The 25,219-nt window shown below is 62.8% G+C and carries 27 protein-coding genes and 1 tRNA gene; 8 read left to right on the top strand and 20 right to left on the bottom strand.

Going from position 1 to position 25,219, the window contains the following annotated elements; translation table 11 throughout:
- Positions 1 to 230: 230 nt before the first annotated feature.
- From KX816_18440 to KX816_18420, 5 genes are all read right to left on the bottom strand, one after another.
- Positions 231 to 1,952 (bottom strand): PQQ-binding-like beta-propeller repeat protein, encoded by a 1,722-nt coding sequence (locus tag KX816_18440; GenBank protein ID QXQ06137.1) that lies wholly within the window; start codon positions 1,950 to 1,952, stop codon positions 231 to 233.
- 107 nt (positions 1,953 to 2,059) lie between these two features.
- On the bottom strand, positions 2,060 to 3,109 hold the full coding sequence (locus KX816_18435; GenBank protein QXQ06136.1) for an alpha/beta hydrolase: 1,050 nt from the start codon (positions 3,107 to 3,109) through the stop codon (positions 2,060 to 2,062).
- A 9-nt stretch (positions 3,110 to 3,118) separates the two neighbouring features.
- Positions 3,119 to 4,411, bottom strand: a complete 1,293-nt coding sequence (locus KX816_18430) for a hypothetical protein (GenBank protein ID QXQ06135.1) — start codon at positions 4,409 to 4,411, stop codon at positions 3,119 to 3,121.
- Between the two features lie 411 nt (positions 4,412 to 4,822).
- On the bottom strand, positions 4,823 to 5,245 hold the full coding sequence (locus tag KX816_18425) for a hypothetical protein (GenBank protein QXQ06134.1): 423 nt from the start codon (positions 5,243 to 5,245) through the stop codon (positions 4,823 to 4,825).
- A gap of 66 nt (positions 5,246 to 5,311) precedes the next feature.
- Entirely contained in the window at positions 5,312 to 6,139 is an 828-nt protein-coding gene (locus tag KX816_18420; GenBank protein QXQ06133.1) for a hypothetical protein, read from the bottom strand.
- A gap of 80 nt (positions 6,140 to 6,219) precedes the next feature.
- Here KX816_18420 and KX816_18415 point away from each other — a divergent pair, with 80 nt between their 5' ends.
- On the top strand, positions 6,220 to 6,480 hold the full coding sequence (locus KX816_18415; GenBank protein ID QXQ06132.1) for a helix-turn-helix domain-containing protein: 261 nt from the start codon (positions 6,220 to 6,222) through the stop codon (positions 6,478 to 6,480).
- Between the two features lie 332 nt (positions 6,481 to 6,812).
- Here the strand turns inward: KX816_18415 and KX816_18410 are convergent, their stop codons facing one another.
- The 4 genes from KX816_18410 to KX816_18395 all read right to left on the bottom strand — a co-directional run bounded on the left by KX816_18410 (position 6,813) and on the right by KX816_18395 (position 10,965).
- A complete protein-coding gene (locus tag KX816_18410) occupies positions 6,813 to 8,915 on the bottom strand; it encodes a M13 family metallopeptidase (protein QXQ06131.1) in 2,103 nt (700 codons plus the stop codon).
- 57 nt (positions 8,916 to 8,972) lie between these two features.
- Complete coding sequence (locus KX816_18405) at positions 8,973 to 9,167, bottom strand: hypothetical protein (GenBank protein ID QXQ06130.1); 195 nt, start codon at positions 9,165 to 9,167, stop codon at positions 8,973 to 8,975.
- A 426-nt stretch (positions 9,168 to 9,593) separates the two neighbouring features.
- A complete protein-coding gene (rpsU, locus tag KX816_18400) occupies positions 9,594 to 9,794 on the bottom strand; it encodes a 30S ribosomal protein S21 (protein QXQ06129.1) in 201 nt (66 codons plus the stop codon).
- A gap of 430 nt (positions 9,795 to 10,224) precedes the next feature.
- Positions 10,225 to 10,965: a DUF3405 domain-containing protein gene (locus KX816_18395; protein ID QXQ06128.1), complete on the bottom strand. Its 741-nt coding sequence runs from the start codon at positions 10,963 to 10,965 to the stop codon at positions 10,225 to 10,227.
- A gap of 264 nt (positions 10,966 to 11,229) precedes the next feature.
- Between KX816_18395 and KX816_18390 the strand changes: the two genes are divergently transcribed.
- Positions 11,230 to 11,691, top strand: a complete 462-nt coding sequence (locus KX816_18390) for a hypothetical protein (GenBank protein ID QXQ06127.1) — start codon at positions 11,230 to 11,232, stop codon at positions 11,689 to 11,691.
- Between the two features lie 426 nt (positions 11,692 to 12,117).
- Here KX816_18390 and KX816_18385 read toward each other — a convergent pair whose 3' ends face one another.
- Complete coding sequence (locus KX816_18385; protein ID QXQ06126.1) at positions 12,118 to 13,665, bottom strand: DDE-type integrase/transposase/recombinase; 1,548 nt, start codon at positions 13,663 to 13,665, stop codon at positions 12,118 to 12,120.
- A gap of 172 nt (positions 13,666 to 13,837) precedes the next feature.
- On the bottom strand, positions 13,838 to 14,242 hold the full coding sequence (locus tag KX816_18380) for a hypothetical protein (GenBank protein QXQ06125.1): 405 nt from the start codon (positions 14,240 to 14,242) through the stop codon (positions 13,838 to 13,840).
- Positions 14,243 to 14,348: 106 nt separating this feature from the next.
- On the opposite strand from KX816_18380, the gene KX816_18375 reads away from it, so the two are divergent.
- Complete coding sequence (locus tag KX816_18375; protein ID QXQ06124.1) at positions 14,349 to 15,176, top strand: hypothetical protein; 828 nt, start codon at positions 14,349 to 14,351, stop codon at positions 15,174 to 15,176.
- A gap of 208 nt (positions 15,177 to 15,384) precedes the next feature.
- Here KX816_18375 and KX816_18370 read toward each other — a convergent pair whose 3' ends face one another.
- Positions 15,385 to 15,699 (bottom strand): metalloregulator ArsR/SmtB family transcription factor, encoded by a 315-nt coding sequence (locus KX816_18370; protein ID QXQ06123.1) that lies wholly within the window; start codon positions 15,697 to 15,699, stop codon positions 15,385 to 15,387.
- 182 nt (positions 15,700 to 15,881) lie between these two features.
- Between KX816_18370 and KX816_18365 the strand changes: the two genes are divergently transcribed.
- From KX816_18365 to KX816_18350, 4 genes are all read left to right on the top strand, one after another.
- A complete protein-coding gene (locus KX816_18365) occupies positions 15,882 to 16,628 on the top strand; it encodes a hypothetical protein (GenBank protein QXQ06122.1) in 747 nt (248 codons plus the stop codon).
- 78 nt (positions 16,629 to 16,706) lie between these two features.
- Positions 16,707 to 17,588, top strand: coding sequence for a DNA polymerase III subunit epsilon (locus KX816_18360; protein ID QXQ06121.1), 882 nt, complete (start codon positions 16,707 to 16,709; stop codon positions 17,586 to 17,588).
- A 191-nt stretch (positions 17,589 to 17,779) separates the two neighbouring features.
- On the top strand, positions 17,780 to 17,974 hold the full coding sequence (locus KX816_18355; GenBank protein ID QXQ06120.1) for a hypothetical protein: 195 nt from the start codon (positions 17,780 to 17,782) through the stop codon (positions 17,972 to 17,974).
- The gene (locus KX816_18350; protein QXQ06119.1) at positions 17,971 to 18,447 is read left to right on the top strand and encodes a hypothetical protein; all 477 of its coding nucleotides are present in this window, start codon (positions 17,971 to 17,973) and stop codon (positions 18,445 to 18,447) included. The genes KX816_18355 and KX816_18350 overlap by 4 nt, the downstream gene beginning before the upstream one ends.
- A gap of 121 nt (positions 18,448 to 18,568) precedes the next feature.
- Here the strand turns inward: KX816_18350 and istB are convergent, their stop codons facing one another.
- The 5 genes from istB to KX816_18325 form a co-directional block, all read right to left on the bottom strand.
- Entirely contained in the window at positions 18,569 to 19,348 is a 780-nt protein-coding gene (gene istB / locus KX816_18345; protein QXQ08667.1) for an IS21-like element helper ATPase IstB, read from the bottom strand.
- Positions 19,338 to 20,864 carry an IS21 family transposase gene (gene istA, locus KX816_18340; GenBank protein ID QXQ06118.1) on the bottom strand — a complete coding sequence of 509 codons (1,527 nt, stop codon included), beginning with the start codon at positions 20,862 to 20,864 and terminating at the stop codon, positions 19,338 to 19,340. Before istA ends, istB begins: the two co-directional genes overlap by 11 nt.
- Positions 20,865 to 20,971: 107 nt before the next feature.
- A complete protein-coding gene (locus tag KX816_18335) occupies positions 20,972 to 22,012 on the bottom strand; it encodes a hypothetical protein (protein QXQ06117.1) in 1,041 nt (346 codons plus the stop codon).
- Between the two features lie 3 nt (positions 22,013 to 22,015).
- Positions 22,016 to 22,438, bottom strand: a complete 423-nt coding sequence (locus KX816_18330) for a hypothetical protein (protein QXQ06116.1) — start codon at positions 22,436 to 22,438, stop codon at positions 22,016 to 22,018.
- Between the two features lie 145 nt (positions 22,439 to 22,583).
- On the bottom strand, positions 22,584 to 22,874 hold the full coding sequence (locus KX816_18325) for a hypothetical protein (protein QXQ06115.1): 291 nt from the start codon (positions 22,872 to 22,874) through the stop codon (positions 22,584 to 22,586).
- Between the two features lie 319 nt (positions 22,875 to 23,193).
- On the opposite strand from KX816_18325, the gene KX816_18320 reads away from it, so the two are divergent.
- A complete protein-coding gene (locus KX816_18320; protein ID QXQ08666.1) occupies positions 23,194 to 23,397 on the top strand; it encodes a transposase in 204 nt (67 codons plus the stop codon).
- Here the strand turns inward: KX816_18320 and KX816_18315 are convergent.
- From KX816_18315 to wecB, 3 genes are all read right to left on the bottom strand, one after another.
- Positions 23,385 to 23,460: transfer RNA gene (locus KX816_18315), tRNA-Ala, on the bottom strand. The genes KX816_18320 and KX816_18315 overlap by 13 nt on opposite strands.
- A gap of 95 nt (positions 23,461 to 23,555) precedes the next feature.
- Positions 23,556 to 23,873, bottom strand: a complete 318-nt coding sequence (locus KX816_18310) for an FYDLN acid domain-containing protein (protein QXQ06114.1) — start codon at positions 23,871 to 23,873, stop codon at positions 23,556 to 23,558.
- Between the two features lie 149 nt (positions 23,874 to 24,022).
- Complete coding sequence (gene wecB, locus KX816_18305; protein ID QXQ06113.1) at positions 24,023 to 25,174, bottom strand: UDP-N-acetylglucosamine 2-epimerase (non-hydrolyzing); 1,152 nt, start codon at positions 25,172 to 25,174, stop codon at positions 24,023 to 24,025.
- Positions 25,175 to 25,219: the final 45 nt, after the last annotated feature.

The raw sequence follows: 25,219 nt of genomic DNA, 5'->3' as shown, positions 1-25,219 counted from the left end.
GCACGCGACGGGCGCTCAAATCCAGTATTTGTCGTTGTTATAGTACGTGAAAAAGTCTAACGGAACACCGCCGAACGCGTAACCCGCCCCAAAATCATCCGACTAAGGGTGATGCATTCCCGCGATCACCAAGTGGCAGGCAGTTGATGCAGGCTCGAAATCGAATAAAACTTTCAACCGGTTCAAAGCTCCGATAGAAGGGCTAATTAACCCTGTCGTCTATACACATGTCATCGCACGGCCCGATTTGGCTCCGCACCTTTCGCCGGCAGGCTGAATATGAAGACCTGCGCCCTGGTGCCTTTGATACGCCACTCAGCCTGGGACTCCATACCTGCCGCGACTGCAATATATTGCTTGCCATTCACGGCGTAGGTAATGACGCCGCCACCCACCGGCTGTCCTGTCGCATGCTTGTAGAGCATATTACCATTCAATTCGTCGAAGGCCATGACGTTGCCTCTCAGATCAGCAGTGAACACCAGTCCGCCGGCGGTCGAAATCACGCCCGCAATCACAGGCGCTTCAGCATGATATCGCCACTTGATCTTGCCGCTGTCCGCGTCGACAGCGGTCAGCCAGCCCTTGGCCTGATCGAACGGATCGAACGTGCCGAAGAAGGAGCCCTTAGGCTCGCCGCTATAGGTCTTGCCCAGCTCCACCGGTGGCGGAGGGCTGCCCAGTTTGACGGTGGTGCAGACGTCGGCCGTGCCGATGAACAAGGTATTCGACGGCGGATCGAAGGAAGGTCCGTTCCACTGAACTCCGCCCCGAATGCCGGGGCAGAAGCGCGTACCTGCCGCCGACACTGGCGCTGCCGTATTTTCGCGCGTCGTGATTACCGACTTGTAAAGCGTCTTGCCGGTGTCCAGATCGATACCGTACAGGTAGCCGTCTTTCGCGCCCGCTGACATCATGCGGACGCCGCCCTTGGTGGTTATCAACGCTGGGGGCGCGACGATGTCCCAGTCATGATAATCGTCCGGGGTGATCTTGAAATACTTGACCAGCTTTCCAGTATCGGCCTTCAGGACCACGATCGAATTGGTGTACAGGTTCAGCCCGGGACGGGCGGCGATGTCGAAATCAGGGCCTGCATTCCCGACAGGGACGTAAAGCAGGCCAGCCTTCTCGTCTAGAGTGCTCGAACTGTAGGAGCCGCCGCCCGTCCGTGGCACCTGTGCCGTCGGCTTGGGCCATGTCTCGGAACCAGCCCCGCTTATGGGAGCCAGCTCGAACGTCCAGTCCCGCTTGCCGGTCGTGACGTCGAACGCCATAACGCGCCCGCGAACCCCGGCGATATCGCCGCCGGCCAGCGTGGTAAAAACGTGGCCCTTCCAGACTTGTGGTGCCGCTGGCAGGCTTTCCCCGCCCACTTGACTTGCTCCCTTGACTTTCCATAGCACCTTGCCGGTCACCGCGTCGTGGGCATAGACATAACCATTGCCAACACCGCGGAAGATGCGACCATCTGCATAGGCGACGCCCCGAGAGTTGTTGATCGCGTCGGGCGGCGGCGACGGCTTGAAGTCACGGTAAACGTGCTTCCACTTGAGCGTGCCGGTGACAGCGTCGATTGCTAACGTGCTCGTGTTGGCGCTGATGTACATGACACCGTCGATCACCACCGGCGCCGACGCGAAATTACTCGTTTCGCCTAAGTCGTAAGTCGAGGTTACGGCAAGCCGATCAACATTTGCGCGCGTGATCTGCTTTAGATCGGATCGGCGCTGGGAATCGTGGGTGTTCGCGAACCCCAACCAGTTGTTGGGGTTGACCGGCGCGATTGCTGTCGCGTGTGAAACGTTACTCACATGGGCGACCGCCCCCGATCCCGCTCCGTTTACGACAAGGGCTGTACTGGCGCTGAGGAGTAGATAGGTTCGTTTCATAAAAAAATCTCCATTCGCAACATTGTTTTCGGTCGATCTAAGCTCATCTTCAATTTGCAAGAGTCAGGGCATGTATGGTTTGCGGTCCCAGAAGACAAATGGCCCACGGTGTAAATATCGTTAGTTAACCAAGCAGCTAAGATATCTACCGAAAGCACATCCTCCGGCTAGGAATCTTTCCTCTTCTCATCAGCCGCCCCGTCAAAAAAGTTGAGCAGCTTGCGCGACACTGTGTCGGGGCATTCGGTGGACATCCAGTGGCCACAGGCTGCAAGTTGTTCGCCATGAAGATCAGTCGCAATACCCACCAACTGACGTTGGAGCAGGTCGCCAACGCCGGCCGGTTCTGACTGGCCGCTTGGCCGCTGGTTCGATGATGAAAGCCCGCCGAGCCAGAACACGGGCATCGAAAGCTTCCCGCCTTTGTCGGCCCATGTCTTGTTGGCAATCGCGTCCTGCTTAAACGCGCGGTAATAATCGAAGCCGGCGCGCAGCGCGCCAGGCTGCGTGTAGGTCCGCACGTACTCGTCGACATCTTCTCGGGTGAACGCCGAGGGGTTGTACGTCTCGTTATTGAAGAAGTAGCTTATGTATTCCCGCACATGGCCGGCTACCAGCCATTCGGGCATGTCCGGCTGACCCTGGAATGCAAAGTGCCACAACTGCGACTGGTCCCATTCCGGCAGCCCCGGCAACGCGATATCCAGGATAGCGACCCGCCTCAGCAAGTCCGGGTACTTCCGAGCGAATGCGAAGGCGATTTGCCCGCCGATGTCGTGACCGGCCATGTCGACGGGACCAAGCTCCAACTGACGGATCAGTCCGGCGATGTCGGCCGCAGCAGTCTCCTTGTCGTACCCACCGACTGGCCTGCTCGAGTCGCCCAAGCCCCTGATGTCGAGCGCGATGACGTCGTGATGCTTGGCCAATGCGGGCATCACGCGGCGCCATTCATACCATGTCGATGGCCAGCCATGCACGAGGATCAGAGGGCTGCCATGACCTCCACGCACATAGTGGAGGCGGACATCTCCGACATAAATCTTGTGGTGGGTGAACTGCTTGTCGAACGCGGATGCGGCATCGCTGGCCGTAGCAGTTCTCACCTTTTCAGCTCCTTGAGCGGTTGCGCCGGCGTTGATCGTCAGCGCTAAAGCGATCACCCCCGCCGTCTTGCCTATCGCTCGTGCGGCGCGGTCGGGGATCGTCATGTTCATGAGTAACTCCTAAGGCTTAGCTGTTGAGGACGACCGCTCGAACCCTGTCATCCCCTCGAGCCCCACCTCCCCCTCACCGCCCGCGATCGCCGCTTTGGCGCTCGCCAAGGAGGGAATGCGATAGGGCGGTCCTACCTGTGTCAATCTCCCGTCCGCGGCCGTCCGGAAAGCGACGACTGAATGGCTTCTCAACGCCGCCATGACGTAGAGGCGGCCGGGCGTTTCATACATATCCTTGGCATCTTCCCCGGTGATTTCATTTAGCGGGAAGACATTGTTTTTGAGAGACTTGCTGAGGCGTCCATCATCGCCGATGTCAAATACTGTGATCTCGTTGGTGCCCGTGCTGGCGGTATAGAGCCGTTTTCCGTCAAGGCTGACTAGCGACCAGCAGACCTCATCTTTCTGGTCATTGTCGGAACCCGTCGCAAAATGCTGCACCTTGGCGGCGGTAACACCATCGTGCACGGTGAGATCATGGTCCTGCAATACCGCGTTTGCATTGGTGACATAGACGTATTGCCCGTTAGGACTCCAGGAGGAGCCAGTGTTGCCGGACACTCCTGTCTCCTCATATAAACCTGTCTGCTTCAAATTCCCCCGCTTGAAGCTGTAGATATAAAGCCGTCCAGGGACCTGCAGTTTTGGCCGGGGATGGGCCTGCACATCAGGCACTCCGAAGGTGACCACGCTGAGCTTGTCGCCGCCGGGGTTAAACTCTACGGTTACAGGCCCCCCATATTTCCCGCTGTCGTAGGTGGCCCCGATACTTCGGAATTTCATGATCCCCGTAGCAGGATCAAGGTCAAACACCGCGAGGTTACGAAGCGAGCTCGCTTCGACGGGAGAGGTCAGCGCCGGCTTGTTGTCCAGATAAAGCGGATTGCTGTGCTGGTTGCCGATGACCACCCACGTGACGCCTTCCGCGCTTGTCGTTGCGATCGAGGCGGGCCTGATCCCGTGTGAATCGATGTTGTCCATGGCGGGCGTCGCCGGGTTCTGATCAATCTGCGTCAGGGTGCCATTGTCGCGGTTCACCCTGAACACTGAGATGCTGCCGTTGATCGGGTTGTGCCCGGCATTGATCGTCAGCAGATAGTCCCCGACAATCCGCACCGCCCATTGCGTATCGAAATCGCCAGCTAAGGCTTCACCTCTGGCTCCAGTCGAATACGGTGAGCCTTTAAGCTCAGTGAGGGTTCCATCTTGATGCCGGCCAAGCACCACTATTCCATTGGCAGAACCAGCGTTGGTTCCGATGTACATGTATCCGGATAAATCGTTTCCTTGGGCTTCAGTCATCGACACCGGAAAGACGCACAATGATGCGAGAAACAGCAGAGGATAAGGTTTCATGATCTCCTCTAAATAAAAACCTCGTTGCTATTCAACTTGCTTGTATCGGGTTATGTCCTGAATGGTTCAGAAAATAAGATAAATTAGCAACTTTCGACATTTACCAGCATTATCGCATCTTATTCGCGCCCGCATGTCAGCTTTCAATGATGCCCTTTGCCGCTTAATTAGGTTGATCGCGAGCAACTGCGGCGCTGCGCGCGCCGTGCGTGAGCGGCCCCCTTCGGAAGGGCTAGCGGCTCATGCCGTGTCAGGTCCGTCTCGCTGCAAACGCCCAATCAGGGAGCCCCCCTATGGTGCCCTTAAGCTGAACCGCCTCTATCGGCGATGCGCGCGGCGATTATACGAACCGCCCAGTCAGGTAGACTTCTTGCGCCTCTCGTTGAGTACAAGCCACTTTTTGAAAGCAAACAGGATCGATCCGCATATCGCCGACGTCCCCAGCGGCAGCCAGACCGGTGCTCCAGACCCGGAGAAGCGGAAGCCGTGGATGGCCAGCATCAGCAGCCCAATCAGCCCAGTCGCGATCATGCATAGCGCGATTAGCAGTCGAAGGGCCCGCAGAAAGCCGAGCTTGGCTTCGGACTCGGTCGGACGTCGGATCGCCCAGACGAACAGTGTACCGGTGAAGATGATCTGCGACCACGACCCGGCGGCTGGGGACACGTTGGCACCGACGACGGCGCGTACGAGCGCCGATCCCAACGTCCAGGTGAACAGCCCGACCACGCCCCGCCCCCGGAGCGCTAGCCCGACGAGAAGCACCCAGACCATCGGCATCAACCGGACCTTTCATTAGAACTGATCATGGCCCCGCGGCGGCAACCCGGTTAAATCGGGAGTGGGTCAGAATGCCGGCGGTCGCCGCTCCGCTCCAGCGACCTCCGCGGCCTTCGTGTCGACCCGGTGGTCGAGCTCGTGCGAGGCGCGGCTCCCCAGCACAAGCACGATGTCGACCCGGTCCGAACCGGTTGCGCCGAGCGCCGGCCTTGCATCGCACAGGGCGACGAGATCACCGTTGGAGCACCACCTTGCCTCGAGGTTGTCGACGCCTGCGTACTTGGACGTCGGCTTGCCGTACTTAGCTTGCAGAGCGGCCAGGAATTCGCTCGGCGACTCGCCCTGCCGCGAGCCCGAATAGGTGATGGAGGAAACGCTCGCTCCAGCCTCCATCGGCAGGAATTCGAGCAGGTAGTGGTTGCCCTCGGCGTCGGCCATCGAGGTGCGTGACAGTACGCGAGGCACTTTAGGGATTGGACGGCCAAGCAACGCGGCCGCGCGGACGGCAACCCGGCCGTCGAAGGACGGGCTCGTGAAGTCACCGCCGTTGAAGCGCAGGTGCAGGCGCCTGGCGTTGCGGTCAGCTTCTCGGACCGACATTCCCAGCTTGAAGCCGTAGAGTTCGAAAGTGGCGGGATCGCCCTGTACGAGCAACTTCGACGCAACCGTCGTATCGTAGGTTTCGAGTTCGTACGGCGTTGCCGTCATGCCTTCGGGACGTCGATCCGCCCGGCCGCCGGTGGTATCGGCCCCGATCTGATGGCCGGCCAAATTTGAGCCTATCAGCACCTCGCCCGCCGCCGGTCCGGCGACGGCCTTGGTGCCGAGACCGGCGACGAGCACGGCGATCGTCAGGGCCAGGAACGGGATTGTGCACGAACCGGCATCGCGCATAGGTGCCTCCATAGCTTTCGGATTAATAACTCGGGCTATAGCCCGTGGTTTAATTGTCGTCCAGACCGTCGCTGCAGTGGATGGACGCGAGATCGCTGCTTGGATGGAACATGAGGGCGCTGAGATCCGAGCGGGGCCTCTCGCAGGAGCGTCTTGCTGCCGACTCGGGAATCGACCGCGCGTACGTCAGCGAGCTGGAACGCGGCGTGGTGGCAGCGTCGGTTGACTTGATGGACCGGCTAGCAACCACCTTCGACGTCCCGGTCGCCGTGCTTCTGAAAGCGCCCGCGGCAGGTGCCGAGACTCCTGCGAACCTGCCCCGAGGGCGTAAGCGGACCTGATTGCCCGGGTCGCCACGCAAGCCGGGTCAGGAGCAGCACCGCAACGGAGGGCAGTCAAATATGCCAGCTTGCCTTAAGATCCAGCTAGGGTCGTAGTCACATTCCAACGGGCGGGCGTCTAACGCCGGTCGAAGGCTACCGCGCCAAGACTACGCCGGTCGCCGGACACGCAGCCGCAAGCCTCCGGATTCGTTCCAGATGTCTCATTTGCGGGCGTTCCGCCAGACCTTGACGGGACGGGTCCAGTGGGTACGGGGACCGACGCTCACTAATTGCCGTCATTGCGTTAAAGCGCAACGAAACGCCTGCAAGATGCCGCAACATGTCCTGTATCACCAGATGCGGGCGCGTTCGGCGGGTGCCAGGTATAGCGCGTCGCCGGGTTTGATCCCGAACGCCGCATACCAGCCATCTATGTTGCGGACGACGCCGTTGACCCGGTACCTGCGGTAGGAATGCGGGTCGCTGGAGACCTGCTTGCGAATCGTCTCAGGTCGGGCCTTGCCGGCCCAGACCTGCGACCAGCCGAGAAAGACTCGCTGATCTCCGGTCAGACCGCCGATCACGGGTGGCGGTCTGCCGTGGAGCGAAGCCCGGTAGGCGTCGAGCGCGATCGACAGGCCGCCAAGGTCGGCGAGATTTTCGCCCATCGTCAGGTCGGGATCGATGTGGAAACCCGGCACCGGTTGGTAGGTCGCGTATTGCGCGCCCAGCACCGCTGCCCGCGCCTTGAAGGCGGCGGCGTCGGCGGGCGTCCACCAGTCGCGCAGCGCCCCCGCGGCATCGATAGCGCGACCCTGGTCGTCGAACCCGTGCGTCATCTCGTGGGCGATGACACCGCCAATCGCGCCGTAGTTGATCGCTGGATCGGCCTCGGCGTCGAACATCGGCGCCTGCAGGATGCCGGCAGGAAACACGACGTCGCGCAGGCGGCCGTTGTAAGCGTCGTTCGTCTGGGGCGTCATGATCCATTCGTCGCGGTCGACCGGCCCGTCGCTGCGCGCCCGTTGGAAGGCCCACTCGGCCTCGGTCGCGCGGCGGACGTCGCCTAGCAGGTCGCCACGCCTGATCCGCACGCTGGAATAGTCGCGCGGGCGGTCGGGAAAGCCGACCTTGATGACGTAGGTGTCGAGCTTCCTCAGGGCTTCCGTCCGCGTCGCCTCACCCATCCAGTCAAGCTTCTCGATGCGGTGACGGAAGGCTGCCTTCAAGTCGGCGACCAGCGCCTCGATCATGGCCTTGGCCGCGGTGGGAAAGTAGCGTGCCGAATAGAGCTCGCCGACCGCCCAATCGAGTGTGCCGAAGCATGAATCGGGTTCGGCAGCGCAATCGCCCCCGGAGACCGCCAGGATGGCGCGTTTCCACCGCGGCTTCTGCTCTAACTGCCCGGCGACCATCCGACCGTGCAGCTCAAAGTGAGAGTCAGCGAAGGCATGCGCGAGGTAGGGCGCCGCGGCGTCAGCGGCTCTGAACGCTAGCCAGTCCTTCAGGACCTCCAGCGGCGTCGACCCGACTAGGGCGGCGAGCTTCGGGAAGGCGGTTCTGGGCATGACGATCAGCCGCGTTTTCGAACCAAGCCCGGCGCCGCGCAGGTATGCTTGCCAGTCGAAACCGGGGGCGTAGGCCGCAAGTGCAGCGGGCGTCATCGGATTGTACTGCACGGTCAGGTCGCGTTGCTGGACCATCGTCCAGCTGGCCTCGGCGAGCTTCGTCTCGAAGGCGAGCGCGGCGGCGGCGGCGGCATGCGGGTCTGGCCACCCGGCGGCCGCGAGGATCGTCGCGGCGTGCTTAAGGTAGGCGTCGCGGTGCGGCTGGAACTCGGCTTTCGAGTAGTAATCCCGATCCGGCAGCAGCATCCCCGTCTGATTGAGAAAGACGGCATAGCGGCCGGGCTGCTTCAGATCCTGATCGATGCCGGCGGCGAACGGCGAGGCGTAGAACGAGCTACCGTTCTCGCCCATCAGCGCCGCGAGCTCGCCGCGGTCGCGCGCGTTCTGGATCGCCTTCAGCTCCGGCCGGATTGGAGCCGCGCCCGAGGACTCGATCGCCGCCTCGTCCATGAACGCCGCATACATTGCGCCGACCTTGCCCTCGAGCGTCGTCGGTTCCGCCGGCGCGTGCTTCGCCGCATCCTCGAGGAGGCCGTGCAGGCGATCCTCGATGCGTTGGGTCATATCGAAGCGCTTGCCCGCGAGGACTTGGTCCGCGGGTATCTCGAGACGCTTCAGATAGCCACCGTTGGAGGCTTCGAAGAAGTCGTCGCCGGGGCGGACAGACAGGTCGGGCGCCGCGAGATCCAACCCGAAAGGCGGGTAGACGGGGGCGGCCGACACTGGCGTCGTGACCAGCGCCAGGATCGCCAAGGTCGTCCGGATCACCGCAACGTCTCCACACGCAACTCGCTCGAAGTAGGCGATGGTCTGCGGCCGCAGCATCGGCAAAGATCCGGCGGACGTCCGGCGTGACGGCGAAGCAGAACGCCCAAACTCGCCTCAGCTGCGGTTCTTGGCGGCCTTTGTCACCGCCGCCACGCTGGTCTTACCGGTCTCCTTCCGCATCGTCCCGAGCTTCGCGAGCGCCGAGAACTCAGGGATCGGATTGGGCAAATTCTTGGTCACCGTGTCGCCACGTTTCTGCTGGATTTGGCCGGTCTTGGGCGGGGTCTTGTCCCGGTGACGGCCGTCCAACCCAGTTTCCTTCATCGTCCATTGCTCGATCATGGTTCCGGCAAGACGATACCAGCCTCGGCCGGGGAGGGGAACAGCGCGGTCATGGACCGTTAAGTGACAACGGCCAGATTAATCCGACTGGTGAAATGATTTAAATGAAGTATGCGCGAATCGTCCTTGCACCAGGGAAGCAGTCGCTAACTCGCTTTTAGCTGTCGACGTATTGACGTCGTGATTCTATGTCGGCCCAACCGGCATCGCTGTCTCAAAGGCAGATCAAGCGCTTTAACGACTGTCACGAACCTCTCGGCGCCCTCCCGACGCAAGGCACCTCTCGCCTTGCGGCGAGCGCCTGCTACCGCCGCGATGTCGGCATGACCCCTCTGTGCCCGGAACTTTTAGGTCGGTTCGCAAGGTAATGCCGCATCACTGCGCACGACTTATTCAATTATCGCGTTCGCCTCGCTTGCGGTCTGCCTTTCGAGCACGATTGATCGCCGCCGCTCGTTGGCGCGCCCGCTTCTCCGACGGCTTTTCGTAATGACCCCGGAGCCTCATCTCGCGGTAGACGCCTTCGCGCTGCAGCTTCTTTTTGAGAGTACGAATTGCTTGGTCGACGTTGTTGTCGCGGACAAGGATTTGCATCGTGGCTCGGCTTTCGACTGTCTTAGCGCTCGCGTCCGACGCTAGTCTTAGAGCCGAATAAACGCGTCGCCAAGGGTCTGGATACGGCACCCATGCGGCCTCTGCTAGGGTTGTTGGTCCGGCTGAACTTACGCGTCCGCACCCGGGTTTCAGGAACTCCAAGAGGCGGGCAAACGTACTTGTTCTGTGCTTTTAAAAAGACTTTACGGGAGTAGTCATCCCCAATCTTCGGCGCGATGTCCATAAGGCTGTAACGACTTGATAATTGTTCCGTGATTGCGAACGAAGCGGAGGCGGTGTTTGCAGATCCGGAGTATATAAAAACTGAAAGGGTATCATCACGGCGTTGTACGCGGGCGGCACATTGATCGTTGGCGGCGATCGAAAGTGATGGTGTTGCTGGACTCGCAGAAATTTCAACCGGTCAAGATCAATGGCGCGGGCCGACGGCTTCCGGCTCACCGGTCTTCAAGGCCGAGCGCAGCCCGTCGATCTTCGCGTTGTTCGCCGCCTGCTCACTCAGGAAGGCCTGCTCCTGTTCCCGGTGCAGAGCCCAGAACTTCCTCTCCCGCCGCTGCCACCCGGCGAGTGCGACGGCATCCGCAGCGTCCGCTTCGGACTGCCTTCGGCGGCAGTCGGAGACGCTTGCGGCATGGGCCTCTTCGGCGTCCGACATGATGCGTTGCTTCCGACCCAGCAGGCGGTCGGCGATACCAACTTTGGGCGCCGCGAACACGGGGACGTCGATAACCGTCGCCACGGGCTTCGGCTCCGAGAATCGGGCGGGCATCGCGTAGGCGGACCGGTCCTTGAGAGCATACCAGTCCACGGCGTCGTCCACTGACAGGGTACGAGCCCAAATGCGGCTCAGGCCCTCCTGGGCGGCCCCGGCTTCAACAGTCGCCTCGTCGGCCGCCTCCTTGCCGGACTGCAGCAATCTGCGAAGGCCGTCCTGCGCCGATTTGACATCCCAGCTGGTGACGTGGACGTTGACCTTGCTCTGCAGGATCGAGATCTCCGTCGCGCTCAGTTCCTTGTGCAGGTTGAGCTTCGTGTGGCGGAGATCGATGTAGTATCTCAGAACGCGCGTTCCGGCAGCGTTGGTTTTCGCGGTCAGCCTCCCGATCGAGATGTGCCCGATATCGGTCGATGTCACAGTGATGCTCGTCATACGCGTCCCCCGGCCGTTGCGGCACTGCTACAGCGCGCGACCGCCCCTGCAAACCGTTGGCGGCCGTCCAACGCGGCGACCTGAGGGCACCGATAGACGGACCCGCCGTGCGACCGCTCCCGGCGAGGATGCTCAACTCGAGTGGGGCACAGAAGCGAAACGAAGGAAGGATCTAGGGTCTAGGTGGAAGGCGCCAGAGGCAAGTGGGAGGAAAACAATCTCCCGTAACGCTGACGGCACTCAGCCATCAGCAAGGAATACGAAATGCTTCTGCAACACATCGACGACAGCGGAAGCCATCTGTTCGTCGGCGATATCCGGGACGGCTACCTTTTCGTCCTCCTCACGAGGGCGATGTTCGAGCGCGGCGGCCACATCAATCCGCTGTGGGGACGGGCGGCGACGGATCGGCGGACCTTCGATGAGCTCGGCCGATGGCTGAGCATCCGCCGGGACCAGTGGCCGGCGTGGGGACGCCTGGCCGAGGCCGTCGATCACGAGGCCGTCGGCCGGCACATGTCAAAGCTCCTCACCGAAACGCCCATCGCCGAAGTGATTGGCACTGTCGTCAGGAAGCACGAGGATCCGGTCGAGGTGGTCTTCGGCGAGATGCTGTTCAGTCGGAACGGCACCGACTTCGAAGAGGTCTACCGCCACCGCTTCACGACTTCCGCCGCACGCGACCGGTTCCGCGATTGGATGTTCACCCACGACAACATCCATTAAGCAGGCAACCTGCTGCGAACCGGATACTACAAAGGCACGGCAGCCCTGGGTCGTGCCCTCGACCAACTCGCCGAACTGTCCGTCGGTGCCGATCCAGGAAGATCGCGCGCCCAAGACGGTAGAGGCGCACGGCGCAAGGAGAGGGCGCTGATCGCCGGCCGCATGACGGATCGCGGACTTCGCCCCTCGACGATGCCGTCCCCTCAACCCGCGCCAAGACGCCTAGATCATTCAGTTCGACAGATTCAGGCTTGTGCTGCGCGACAATCACGGTGAGAACCGTGTTGCCTCACGAGAAGATGTTCCCGAGCGGTGATGCCGTTGCCTCACCAGAGTGTTCCCCTACGCCGATCACCAGGCGAGGTCGATTCCCGGTTGATGGGACGCTGTGGAGCGGAGCCGTAGGCGAAGCGGAGCAGCGTCCCATCAACCTTCGACTAGCACCGACACCGGCATCGCCGTATCCGTAGGAGATTCCGCCGCCAGCCCGGAATGAGTGAACACCAGTGCGTGAGCGTATTCGGACCGCCAGACCTTAAGGCGGCGCTGGACGGTACGGATCAGGCCATCGGGATAGTTGTCGGGCCGCTCGACCTGAAGTTTTTCCAGCAGCTCCCTGCCGGTGCGCCACGGCTCGTCCTCGAACCAGCGCTTCAACTGCTCGCTCACCTCGATCAGCGGATCGGGACGGCGACGACCGCGCTTGATGACCGGTTTATTGGATGCAGTCGGTCGCGCTTCACCGCCCTGCCATATCGTTTGCAAGCTGGAGAGGAACGCGTCCAATGGTGGGGCCGCGGGCTGCTCGCTCACCGGTACTGGGCTGACCATGTCGGCAAGGGCGACCAGCCGCTGTTGGGCCGCCCTGATATCGCGCAGCAAGCGGACGGGATCGAGGTCGGCAAAGATCGCACGCACGCGTGTCCGGGTCTTATCAGATACCCGCGGATCGTCGAGCAACCGCTGATAGGGCGTCGCTGGTGCATGATAGCGCTTGCGAACCCGCGCACCGTCGCGGTGCTTCTCGGCCAGCTTGAACGAGGGCTGGAAGAAGTTCACGAACAGGCGCGACGCCGCGTACAGCTCAGCCAGCGCAACGGTCGCCTCCAGCCCCTCGAAGCGACGATAGCCAGCCAGGCGGCGCACGACTGATCCGTTCTTTTGCTCCACCCATGCCTGGTCGTTCTTGCGATAGGGTCGGCAGCGCGTGAACGCGATGTCGGAGGCAGCGCAGTAATCGCGCACCGTCTCGTTGATGAAGACGCTATCGTTGTCAGTGTCGAACCCCAGCAGCGGGAACGGCATCAGCCTGCGCACCTCGCTAAGCACCGCGACGAGCACCGTCTGCTCGCGAACCAGTAGCGGCGCGCACTCAGTCCAGCCGGTCGCGATGTCAGTCAACGTGAACGTCCACGCAAAGCTTCCCTTCGCGACCGGACCGCTGTGCGATACGAGATCGGCTTCGACATACCCCGGTGCCGGATTGTCCCAGTCGTCAAACGTCCTGATCGGTACGCTTTGCCGGAGCGCCGTTCCCGCGACACCACGTCGCCGCGGTTTGCGATTACCGGCCTTTGCGGCGCGAAGCACGCGATCGATCGTTGCCGCGCTCATCTTCGTCAGCTGCGACCTCACCGCCGGCGCCAAGTCCAGATGGCCATGGCGCTCCATCGCCTCCAGCAGGATCGGAATGAGCGGTCGCAATCGCTTGCCGCACAGCCGATCCGCCGCCTCCCAGAGCACGATAAGCGCGGTCCGGGCCGCCTCGTCGTAGATCCGACGCTCGATGCGGACGTTCGCCGTCGTGACCGCGGGGCCCGCCCGCATCAGCCGCATCGCATGCTTGCGGTGAAATCCCGTCACCGCAACGAACTCGTCCAGCACCCGGCCCTTGCTTGCTCGATCAGCCGATCGGTACCGTTCGCTGATCGCAGCGACCAGCTCCGTACGCGTTGCCATGCTCACCGTCCTCATAGCTCGCTCCCGAACAATCTCGAGAGCATTTTAAATGAGGCAACGACCCCCGCCGCGGGAGCAAATCAGGCGAGGCAATGCGTCTCTCACCCAGATCGTCGCGCAACAGTCGGCGCGGTCCTGCTGCGATGGATCTGCATGGTCGTGCTCGCCGCCCCGGTGTGGGCGGCGCTCACGCGAAATACTCCGGCCGATCGATGTCCTGGATCAGGCCGATCTCTTTCGGCTGCCATCCGAGAACCTTTTTGGTCCACTCGCTGGACACAGTGCCACTGCCAGTTAGCCAGATCGCTAAAGCGCCGAAGTGCGCTTCGGCCGCGTCTGGAGCCAAGGACCTCGAGGGCACGCCGACTTGCCTGCCGATCGCCTCGACCATGAGCTTGAACGATAAGCCTTCGGCGACGGCATGATATGCCTCACCTCCGACGCCCCGCTCGAGCGCGAGGCGAAACACGCGCGCCGCATCTAGCCGATGCACGGCGGGCCACGGGCTCTGTCCGTCTCCTACAAAAGCTAAAAAGCCTTTCTCGCGAGCAACACCGGCGAGCTGAGGCACGAAGCCGTGACGCTCGCCCACCCCGTGCACCGAGCGCGCGGGACGGACCACCGACGCCCGCACCCCCCGCTCGGCCAGCGCAAACGCGGCCTGCTCCGATGCGCGCGGATATGCGTATCACCGTACGATGCAGGGAGCGGCGGTCATACCTGCCAACACCGGCATCACGTTCCCGCTGACGGCCGCGGACGGTGCGGCGGTGAAGGCCTTCGCCGCGGGCAAGGGTCATACGATCCTCGAACCCGACGCGCTGGCCGTGGAGACGAAGTCGAGTTGGGTGGAGGCGATGTCCGTCGCGGATCCCGCGTCGTACGTGCAGACCACGGCGATCGTGCCGACGTTCAACACGAGCGATCCGAACAACTGGATTCACTTTGGCCAGAAGGCCGTGAAACTCGTGATGGTCGGCGTCCACGTCGTCGGCAGCACCAAGGGCCACGGCGAGATGGTGTGGGGCAGCTTCGAGCACGCCGACAACGCTCCGAACGCGACCTACAAGTACAATTCGACCACCGGCTTGAAGACCGTCACCCAGAACACCGCCGGCAGCTGGACGTTCACCCCGTCCGGTTCGGGGGGTCCGTTCAACGCGATGAAGGCGAGCTGGAACGGGACGGCGATCACCGGACCGCCGGTCGCTCCGAGCGCCGTCATCCGCGCCTTTCCGTGGGGCACCATCGGAACCAACACGTCGCTGAACACGCAGGTCATCTCCGCGAACGCCAGCGTCCTCAGCCAACTGGTCGCCGGTGACGTCCGCAAGAGCTACTTCCAGGTCGGCACCACCTGGACGATCGGCGGCGCCGCCCCGAGCGGAGGCAACGAGGTCGGCACCAACCAGCTGGCCAACGCGACCATCGAGACCTTCGCGCAGGGCACCAACTGCTTCTCGTGCCACTTCACGAGCAAGGTCGCCGTGAGCCACATCTACTGGGAGCTCAAACCGTTGCCTTGACGGGACTCGTCACCGACAGGCCGTGCGTCGGCCGCCACGAGCAGCGGTCAGCCCGACTTTGCGTTAGATACCGGGTTCTGCACTTGGACCAAGGCGACCGTTAGCGGTCCAGCTACGAGACACGAAGGCCACAGAGGCGAGCGGGCGAGACGTCCGGTCGCTGCATTCTGCAAACGCATGCCCTTGGCGCCCGCTCCCGATGCTGACGCTAGACCCGGCGCCTTTTCGAGACGTTCGGCAACTTGGCGGGCGAAAGTCTGCCGATAATATCCGCGATGTTGGCCACCACGTTCTGACACAACCGGTACGTGATGGTCCGACCGGACCGGCTCGACGTGACGATCCCGGCGTTCGAGAGGATGCCGAGATGCCCGGACATGGTATTGCGGGGCGTGCCCACCAGATCGGCGATCTCGCTCGCCGGAAGCCCCGTCGGCTCGTGGTCGGCCAAGAGCGTCACCACCTTCAATCTCGTCGTCTGTCCCAAGGCTGACATCACGGCAGCGGCGGCTTCCAGTTCCATCGTTCGGGATTAGCAGAACCGACTTAACAATCAACTAACCCCTGATCCAATCATTCGGCAGTTCCGGAACTATTGTATTGTTGCGAATGGAGGTCTATGTTGGATGCGCGACGATGAGCGGGTGCCGTCCCCGTTCGCCGCCGGGCACAGGGACGGCAGGTCCCGTCGACGGTACGAAGGGAATGAACATGCAGATGAATGTATTGAATCGGGCCCCGCATCACAGTTCGCTCGTCACCCAGCCCCTGGCCTATGAGGATCCGATCGGCATCGACGATCCTCGGGACGTGTCGGTCATCACGACGGCGCGGGGACTGTGCCGCGTCGCGCTCATCGCGGCGCAGGCCGCCACTCGCTTCGCGGCCGAGGGTTCGGAGCATGACCCCATGGCGTGGATGCTCGCGCCCCGGCGCCTGTTCGACGGCCGCAACGCCTTGAGCGCCTGTCGTGAGCATCAGCCCTTCATGCGCGCCATGCTCCTGCACGGGTTGGCGCTCGGCTTGGACGCCGACCCGGACGACCTCGACGACCTGTTCTCGGACGACGCCGAGCTCGACATGCATGAGACCCCCGCCGACCATTGCGATCTCGGTCCGGCGAACGGCGAGGGCACACCTGCGGGCCAACCGGACGGTCGGCCGCGTCTCTACACCGCGACGATCGCCGACCGCACCGGCGGTGCGCTGCTTCACGCCTTTCACGCCTCGGTGGCGTCTAGTCCGGCGGAGATCGCGGCACGGCTCTGGGCGCGCTACGGGACCGCTGCCACCGGGGCTGCCATCACCCCCGGCTTCGATCGGACACAGGCCTTCGCTCAGGCTCTCGTCGCCCCGGCCGTCGCCGATCTCCTCGAGAAGGTCGACGCCGATCCCGTGTCTCCGGTCGCCGGCGGACTCGATCTGAACTTCGAGCAGCGCATGGATGCGTGATCCCGCACGGCATTGTCAGCCGCCGCTTGGGCAGGCGGCGGCTGACCGCTCGCGAGGCCTCTTACTGGGAGATGACCGATGGACATTGATGATCAACGTTCGGGCTTAGTGGCCGATGGCGACGACGACGTCCGCATTTTGAGGCGCCTGCGCCTTGTCGAAGGTCCGACCGGCCTCGGCGACCCGGCTGCACCGTTCGTCGGTGTGGTCATCGACTGCGAGACCACCGGCCTCGACCACGAGCACGACGAGATCATCGAGTTGGCGCTGCGGCGCTTCCGCTACGACGCCGCCGGAATCATCACGAAGATCGACAGGGCGTATTCCTGGTTGCAGGAGCCCTCGGCGCCCATCCCGCACGAGGTGACCAGGATCACCGGTCTGACCGACGCCGCGGTGGCCGGACATCGCCTGGACGACAACCTCGCGGTCAAGATCATCGCATCGGCGGACTACCGCATCGGACACAACGCGGGCTTCGACCGCAAGTTCGTCGAACGGCGGCTGCCCACGGCGTCCGGTCTCGCCTGGGCGTGTTCCTGCGTCGGCATCGACTGGAAGGATCATGCCCTCGAAGGCCGCTCACTGGGCTGGTTGGTGTCGCAGATCGGCTGGTTCTACGACGCCCACCGGGCGACCGCCGACGTCGACGCGGTGATCGCTCTGCTGACCCATGTCGCGTCGGACGGGCGCACTGCGTTGTCCAGGTTGATCGAGCGGGCCGAGTTGCCCAGCTGGGTCGTCCGCGCCATCGGCGCCAACTTCGAAGTCAAGGACCAGCTCAAGGCGCGAGGGTATGGCTGGGATCCCGTCGACAGGGTGTGGGCGCGGGAGGTGCCCGACACTGAGCGGATGGCCGAGGAGTTCTGGTTGGCGAGGAACATCTACTCCGACGCCGCCCACCCGAGGGTCAGCGGACCCGCATTCTTTGAGGTCACCAGCCTCACCCGCTACCGCTGACCGTTCGGTTGGCGAATCTCAAGCTTCGCACCGGATCGTCTTCCGGCCTTTCTGTCCTTCGAGGGATGGCCGGGAGCGAGTTAATCGGGAGTTCCTCGAATTCTCGGGCCGCACCGGTTCCCGTGTCTGCTCGGGGCTGGTAAGGTGAACACCACAGCTTTGATCTGGAGTGGGCGATGAAGGAACCTGGCTTGGACGGCCGTCATCGTGACACGGCGCCGCCGAAAACCGGACGGATCCAGCAGAAGCGTGGCGACACGCTGAACAAGAACCTCCCCGACCCGATACACCAGTTCTCCCCTCTCGCTAAGCTGGAGACGATGCGGAAGGCGACGGGCGAGACCAGCATCGCGGCGGTGACGAAGGCTGCCAAGAAGCGGAAATGATCTACGGCATAACGGGGCATCAGGAACGCGAAGGGATCGACTGGGCATGGGTCCGCGTGATGATCCGCGGAGAAGTGCAGTGCGGAGGGCCGGACCTGCGCGGCCTATCCTCGCTGGCGCGGGGTGCCGATCAGGTTTTCGCGGAAGAGATACTGCAGGCGCAGGGAGCGCTGACCGCGATCATCCCGCTCGAGGGATATGAGGAGAACTTCCGTGGCGAAGACCTCTCTCGCTATCAACGCCTACTATCATCGTCCGAGGTGATCATGATGCCCGAGGCGAAGGACGACGAAGCGGCATTCCTCGCAGCGGGAATGCGCGTTGCCGACGACTGTGACGTCCTACTGGCGGTCTGGGACGGGGAGCCGGCGGCAGGCTCGGGGGGAACCGGCGACGTGGTCGGCCATGCAAAGACGATCGGTCGTGCTATCGTGCACTTTCAGCCGATCACGCGTGAGGTTGCGAGATACTGAGATCCGCCTGGCGCTACAAAGCGGTCGTTCGGAAGCCTGTAGATTTCCACTGAGAAGTGACCCGGGGTTTTCATCGAGATTTGACCCGGGTGAAGTTATGTCCCGCGATGCGGGGTGTGGGTCAAGTTGATGATTTCTCCTTCCGTGTTTTGGGCGCAGCAGCGCTTGCCCTGAACCGGAAGCTGTCGTTGCCGGTTTCGAGAATGTGGCAGTGGTGGGTAAGCCTGTCGAGCAGGGCGGTGGTCATCTTGGCATCACCGAACACCTCGGCCCATTCGCTGAAGCTGAGGTTGGTGGTGATGATGACGCTGGTACGCTCATAGAGTTTGCTGAGCAGATGGAACAACAACGCCCCGCCTGACGGGCTGAACGGCAGGTAGCCCAGTTCATCGAGGATAATGAGGTCAAGGCGCAGCAGGCGCTCGGCAAGCTGGCCGGCTTTGTTCATTGCCTTTTCCTGTTCAAGCGCATTGACCAGATCGACCGTGGCAAAGAACCGGACCTTCTTGCGGTGATGTTCGACAGCCTGGACGCCCAGCGCGGTGGCGACGTGGGATTTTCCGGTGCCGGGACCGCCGATCAGTACGACGTTGTCGCCGCCGTCGATAAAGTCACCGCGGTGCAGTTGGCGGACCATTGCCTCGTTCACTTCGCTGGAAGCGAAGTCGAACCCGGCTAGATCCTTGTAGGCCGGGAACCGGGCAGCCTTGATCTGGTAGGCGATCGAGCGGACCTCCCGCTCGGCCATCTCTGCCTTGAGCAGCTGGGAGATGATCGGCACTGCCGCCTCGAACGCCGGGGCGCCTTGCTCGATAAGGTCGCCGACCGCCTGGGCCATGCCGTACATCTTGAGCGCCTTGAGCATGACGACCACTGCGGCGCTGGCGGGATCATGACGCATGGCGCAGCCCTCCATCGCGAAGACCGTCATATCGCCCGACATCGGCGAGCGGCTCTTGCGCAAGGCGCAGCGCCTGCGGGGCGTCGATCGGGGAGGCTGGCGTAGCCTTACCATCGGTGAGCCGGTGCAGAACGTTGAGGACGTGGGTCTTGGTCGCGACGCCAGCCTCCAGTGCCAGTTCGACCGCGCAAAGAACCGCCTGTTCGTCATGCTGCAGCACGAGCGCCAGGATCTCGGCCATCTCGCGATCGCCGCCGGCGCAGCGCAGTAACTGACTTTGCAGCTGCTTGAACGCATCGGGCAGTTGCGTGAACGGCGCGCCATTCCGCAGCGCCCCAGGCTTGCGCTGGATCACCGCCAGATAGTGCCGCCAGTCATAGATGGTCCGCCCGGGCAGGTGATGAGACCGCTCGATGATGCGGGCATGCTCGCACAGGATCAGCCCCTCGGCCGCCACGACGATCCGCTCGGGATAGATCCTGACGCTGACCGGGCGGTTGGCGAACGAGGCCGGCACGCTGTAACGGTTGCGCTCAAAATGCAGGAGGCAGATCGGCGAGACCCGCTTGGTGTGCTCGACGAAGCCGTCGAAGGGCCGACCCAGCGGCATCAGATTGCCGACCTCTTGCGCATGCACATCAGCGACAGTGCCGGGCAAGCTGCCGTGCTGGATCTCGCTCCACTGCGCGATGCATTGTTCCTCGAGCCAGACATTGAGCGCATCGATATCCGGGAAGCTCGGCAGTTGCTGCCATAGGCGGCGCCGCGCATCCTGCACGTTCTTCTCGACCTGGCCCTTCTCCCACCCCGACGCCGGGTTGCAGAACTCGGGCTCGAACAGGTAATGGCTGGCCATCGCGGCAAAGCGGGCGTTGACCTGCCGGGCTTTGCCGGTACCGATCCGGTCGACGGCGGTCTTCATGTTGTCGAAGATCCCGCGCTGCGGAACGCCGCCCAGAACCCGGAACGCCTGGGTCATCGCGTCGAACAGCATCTCGTGGGTCTGGAGCGGATAGGCCCGTACAATGAAGGCCTTGCTGTGTGACAGCTTCGTGTGCGCCGCCTGCAGCTTGACGCGCTCGCCGCCTATAATGGCCCAGTCTTCGCTCCAGTCGAACTGGAAGGCCTCGCCTGGCTGGAACACCAGCGGCACGAAGGTGCCGCGGCCGCTGGTCTGCTGTTCAATCTGTCGATCAGCCTTCCACGCCCGCACATATGACGCGACACGGCCGTAAGATCCATCGTAGCCCAAGACGACCAGATCGGCGTGCATCTGCTTGGCCGTGCGCTTCTGCTTGCGCGACTTGCCGGCATTGATCACCAGCCAGCCCGACAGCTTCTCGGCAAATGGGTCCAGCTTGCTCGGCCGGTCGGGAACCTTGAACTGCGGCTCAACCGTCTCAGCGCGCAGGTACTTGCGGATCGTGTTGCGCGACAAGCCGCTGCGCCGCTCGATCTCCCGAAGTGCGAGCTTCTGCCGGAAACGCCAGCGACGTACTACGCTCAGTAAATCCATGTTGATCACTCCTAATACCTCCGGCCGGTCAGCCAGAGGCAGGTCCAAACATGGGTCAAATCTCAGTGAAAACTTATGCCGCTCCCGGGTCACTTCTCACTGGAAATCTACAGTGCGAGGACCTCCGCGAGACCGTTGAGGATCGTCTCGAGATGAGGCTTGTCGAAGATCGCGAACCACGGGTCGTCCAAGCCTTCGGTGATGTACGATATCAACCCAATCTCGGCGTCGTTGACGGCGCCGTCGGCGGCTACCGTGACCGGCGTATCCCACTCAAGCACGTGGATCGCCGTTGCGAGGATGCGCTGACGGACGGGATAGGGCGGGTGCGTCGTACTGCTGAGATCGAAGAAATCGGGGGGTGGGCAAAGCGCCTCGAATATGGTCCGGTGCGAGGCCGCGAACGCGGGGCCGAACAGCATCAGCCCAAAGAGGTCGCAGACGATCTCCTTGCGCCAGTTGGCCAGCCAAGCTTCCTGGAAGATGAATCCGGGAGCCGACGCCGTTGCCCGGATGGTCGCCGGCGCATCCTCACGGCGAAGCCACGCCGACGCCTGGGTCTCGTCCTGCAGCGGGCCGTAGAAGAGCAGCGGCAGGACCGCGCGTGCCATGTCGCGTCCGGGCCCTTCCGCGTTAATCGCGACGTGTGAGAGTTCGTGACCGAAGATGGTGTGCAGAAGAACGTGGTGCTTGAGCTGACGGGGAAAGGCGACAATGACGATGCGCCGCTCGCCCGGCGGCGGCACTTCGTCATCGACGATCAGGTAGTCCGTGCCTTCGGCGACGACATGGACGATCGGCTCCATCTTCTTAGGGTTGCCGTGTTCGTCCAGGGTGGTTTCGAAGAAGAGCTTCTCCGCTACGTTCTCGATTATCGTCGAGAAGGGCCACGAGAATTCACCGAGGTGGGAACGTTCGATCAGCGATATGCGGGAGCCGAGTGCGCCGAGAGCGCGCATGTGCTCGGCGATGGTTTCACGGTCCATGACCGGTTCGTCTTCGAGCGCCTGCTCCACGACGTCGAGGCGGACTCGGCATTCCTCGAAGTAGGTGCGGCTGCGTTCCGGCCCGTAGTCATGTCGGAGGGTCTCATTCAGCGTCGCTGTAACGCTCTTCCATTCTTCGACGAGAAAGCTCCGCGGATCCAACGCTCAATGTACGGCGAGGCGATGGATGAACGCGTCGAGGAAACGCGACGTGCGGGCGCGCTCTCCTTCATCCGGAGCATCCGACTTGGCGACGCAACGGATCACCAGATCGATATGGTTGATCGCTTGGCCACGATCCTCTTCGCCGTAGATTTCGGTGAGAGCGCTGTCCAGCGCCACACCGAGATCGACGACATGCCGATCGGTCGAAGGCATAAGAGTCAGCTTCTCGGGGGTGCGTTGCGATCTAGCCTGGTACTCGTAGCCCGCGAAACCATGCGCCCGATAGGCGTTGAGTAACCGGAACAGATTGTTGAGCGCATGCCGATGCGTCTTCGCCTCGAGCTCGCCGTCAATGCATCGCTTCGCGGTCTTGGCGAGAACGCGTGCGGAAGCTCGTGCATCGCTGCGTTCGACGACGGACATTATCGGCATGAAGGTCTCTTTCCGTCGAGGCTAACTCGAACTGTATGCGATAGAACAAAACAAGAACTCTTGCAACTATTCGACCGGGTCGCCATAGGCTCCGAGCGTAGTTCGACTGAATCGGGGAATCAACTGCGATTCTGTTTCAGGCATGCAACGCTCCCTTCAACCATCCAGTCTGCAGCTCGGCACGGAACACAAACGCGGCTGCGTCGTCGGATCCGACTCCGTTCGCCTTGGCAATCTTCGAGAAGGCGGTCTTGGTCGTCTGACTTGAGATACGGGCCGTCACTCTCGTCGACCTGGCACGAGATTCTGAGCCTGCAAAGCGCTTCTTCAGATCGCCAAGCTGACTACGGGTGATCTCTCTCAGCACTAGCAGCGCGCAGAGATTTTGCCGAGACAGCTCGAGATCCGCTGCGTACGACGCCAGCATCGCACCCTCAAGTTTCGTCAGATAGCATCCGATCTGAACCTCTCTCGTTATACGCCCTGTCGATCGCGACCTGTTCAAGCGAATCGCTCCTATGCATGCAACTCTGGGCGGTTGCGATCCCCCTGACAAATCGCGTTGCCGTCGTGGTGTCGATGCCAATGCCTCAACTACCGCTTGTAAGGACCTGACAACCTACGGAGCACATCGTAGCCTCGACGACTGGGTTCATAAGCGTCGGTCGGGTGCCGATCTTTATTTTGCTTATCCACAGCCGCATACGCAGAGCTGTCCACAGTACGTCCGCATCGAATGATATCACATCACCCGGTGCACGCCGCAACAGAACGGCTTTTGTGGATCCATTGATGGTAGCTTGCGCGACGAATGCCGCAACGAGGCGCCGTTCGCGTCGCTCTCGCATGCCGCTCGGGGGATCCCGCCTCGTAGTCGAGCACAGCGGCGCATCCATGTGCGCCAGCGGCGCACTTATATTGTTACCGCACAGAGAGATGGTGGAGCGTAACGGGATCGAACCGTTGACCTCTACAATGCCATCGTAGCGCTCTCCCAGCTGAGCTAACGCCCCATCTCTCGTATCTCCCGCTGGTCCGGGAGGCGGTGCCCTAAGTCAATTCGCTGCCCGGTGCAAGCGGGGGAATTCCCCCGCCGCCCGGCAGCGCCTCAGCGCTCCTCTTCGTCGCTGCCCGCGACGACCGCGTTGAGGTCTTCCTCGTCGTCACCGAGATCGACATCGGGTGCGTCGGCGGCATCCTCGTCGGCATCGATGTCGAGATCGTCGTCGGTCGAGGTCTCGTCGTTGACCTTGGCGGCGGGCTTCGCGACTTCGAACAACTGGGTCTGCTTGGACTTGAGCACCGGCTCGGGAGCCCAGGCGTTGCCGCAGGCGATGCACGTCACCGGGTCTTCATGACCGAGGTCGTAGAACCGCGTATTGCATTTCGGGCAGGCACGCTTGGTGCCCCATTCGGCTTTGATCACGATGTGTCAGACTCCTGCGCCCCGGGTACGGTGCGTCACAGGCGCGGTGCCTTGCCACAGCGCCCCCCGGGTGTCAAAGCGCCAGCCATCGACCCCGACGCCTGAGCTATATCGGATGGGCTTATCGCCGGTTCAATACGCGCCTTTGGCTAGTGAACCAGCTCCGCCCGCGCCGAGGCCGGTCCGAACAGGCGAGCCATCACCGCAACGATGCGCGGCGTCGCCTCGCCATCGCCGTAGGGCAACGCCGGCGCCGACATCCGGGCGAGCGCGCGGGGGTCCCCGAGGAGCGCGCGGACGCCTGCAACGATCGCGGCGGTCGAGGTGCCGACCATTCGCGCATTGCCGCTCGCGATCCCCTCGGCGCGCTCGGTGACTCCGCGCATCACCAGCACCGGCACGCCGAGCGCCGGCGCTTCCTCCTGCACGCCACCCGAATCGGTCAATACGACCGCAGCGCGGCGCATCAGCGCGATGAAGCTGGCGTGGTCGAGCGGCGGCACGAGGTGAACGAATGGCCTCTCCCCGAGGCGGGCCCGGAGCACCTCGCCGATCTTGGGGTGAGGATGGACCGGGAGCACGACCTCGACGCCTTCGTCGACGAGGCGCTCCAGCGCGTCGATGATCCGGTGCAGCGGTGCGTCGTGATTCTCGCGACGGTGGACCGTGACGACGACGAGCGGCCGCGACGGATCGAGCCGGGGGTGGGACGCGAACTGCCGAGCGGCTTCGAACGGGTCGGAGAGCCTCGCCTCGACCAGCCGCAGCGCGTCGACACCACTGTTGCCGGTGACGTGGATCCTCGCCGGGTCGATGCCCTCGGCGATCAGCGCGCGCTGGGCCGTCACCGTCGGCGCGAAATGCAGGCTGGCGAGCTGCGCGATGGCGCGGCGGTGCATCTCCTCGGGGAAGGGCTCGTCAGCGACCCCGGTGCGGAGGCCGGCCTCGACGTGGACAAGCGGGACGCGTGAATAGCCTGCCGCCTGCGCCGCCGCGAAGGCAGTCGCGGTGTCGCCCTGGACGACGACCGCGGCGGGGGCGGCGGCGGCAATCACCGCCATCAACGCGGGCAGCGTCGAGGCGATGACATCGGCGGGGGTCTGGCCGCGCTGCAGGACGTCGAGGTCGATGTCGGCGTCGATGCCGAAACCCTCGAGGGCGGACCTCAGCAGTTCACGGTGCTGGCCGGTGGCGCACACCAGGGGTTGCAACGTCGGATGGTCCCGCAGCGCCAGGATGACGGGCGCCAGCTTGACCCCCTCGGGTCGCGTTCCGACGACACACATTATCGCTGCGCGCATGACTTCCCCCGACCCCGTGCCGATCATGAACACGGTTCGGTACCG

The sequence above is a fragment of the Sphingosinicellaceae bacterium genome, from assembly GCA_019285715.1.
Classification (GTDB): Bacteria; Pseudomonadota; Alphaproteobacteria; order Sphingomonadales; family Sphingomonadaceae; genus Glacieibacterium.
This window is presented reverse-complemented; position numbering and strand designations above follow the sequence as displayed.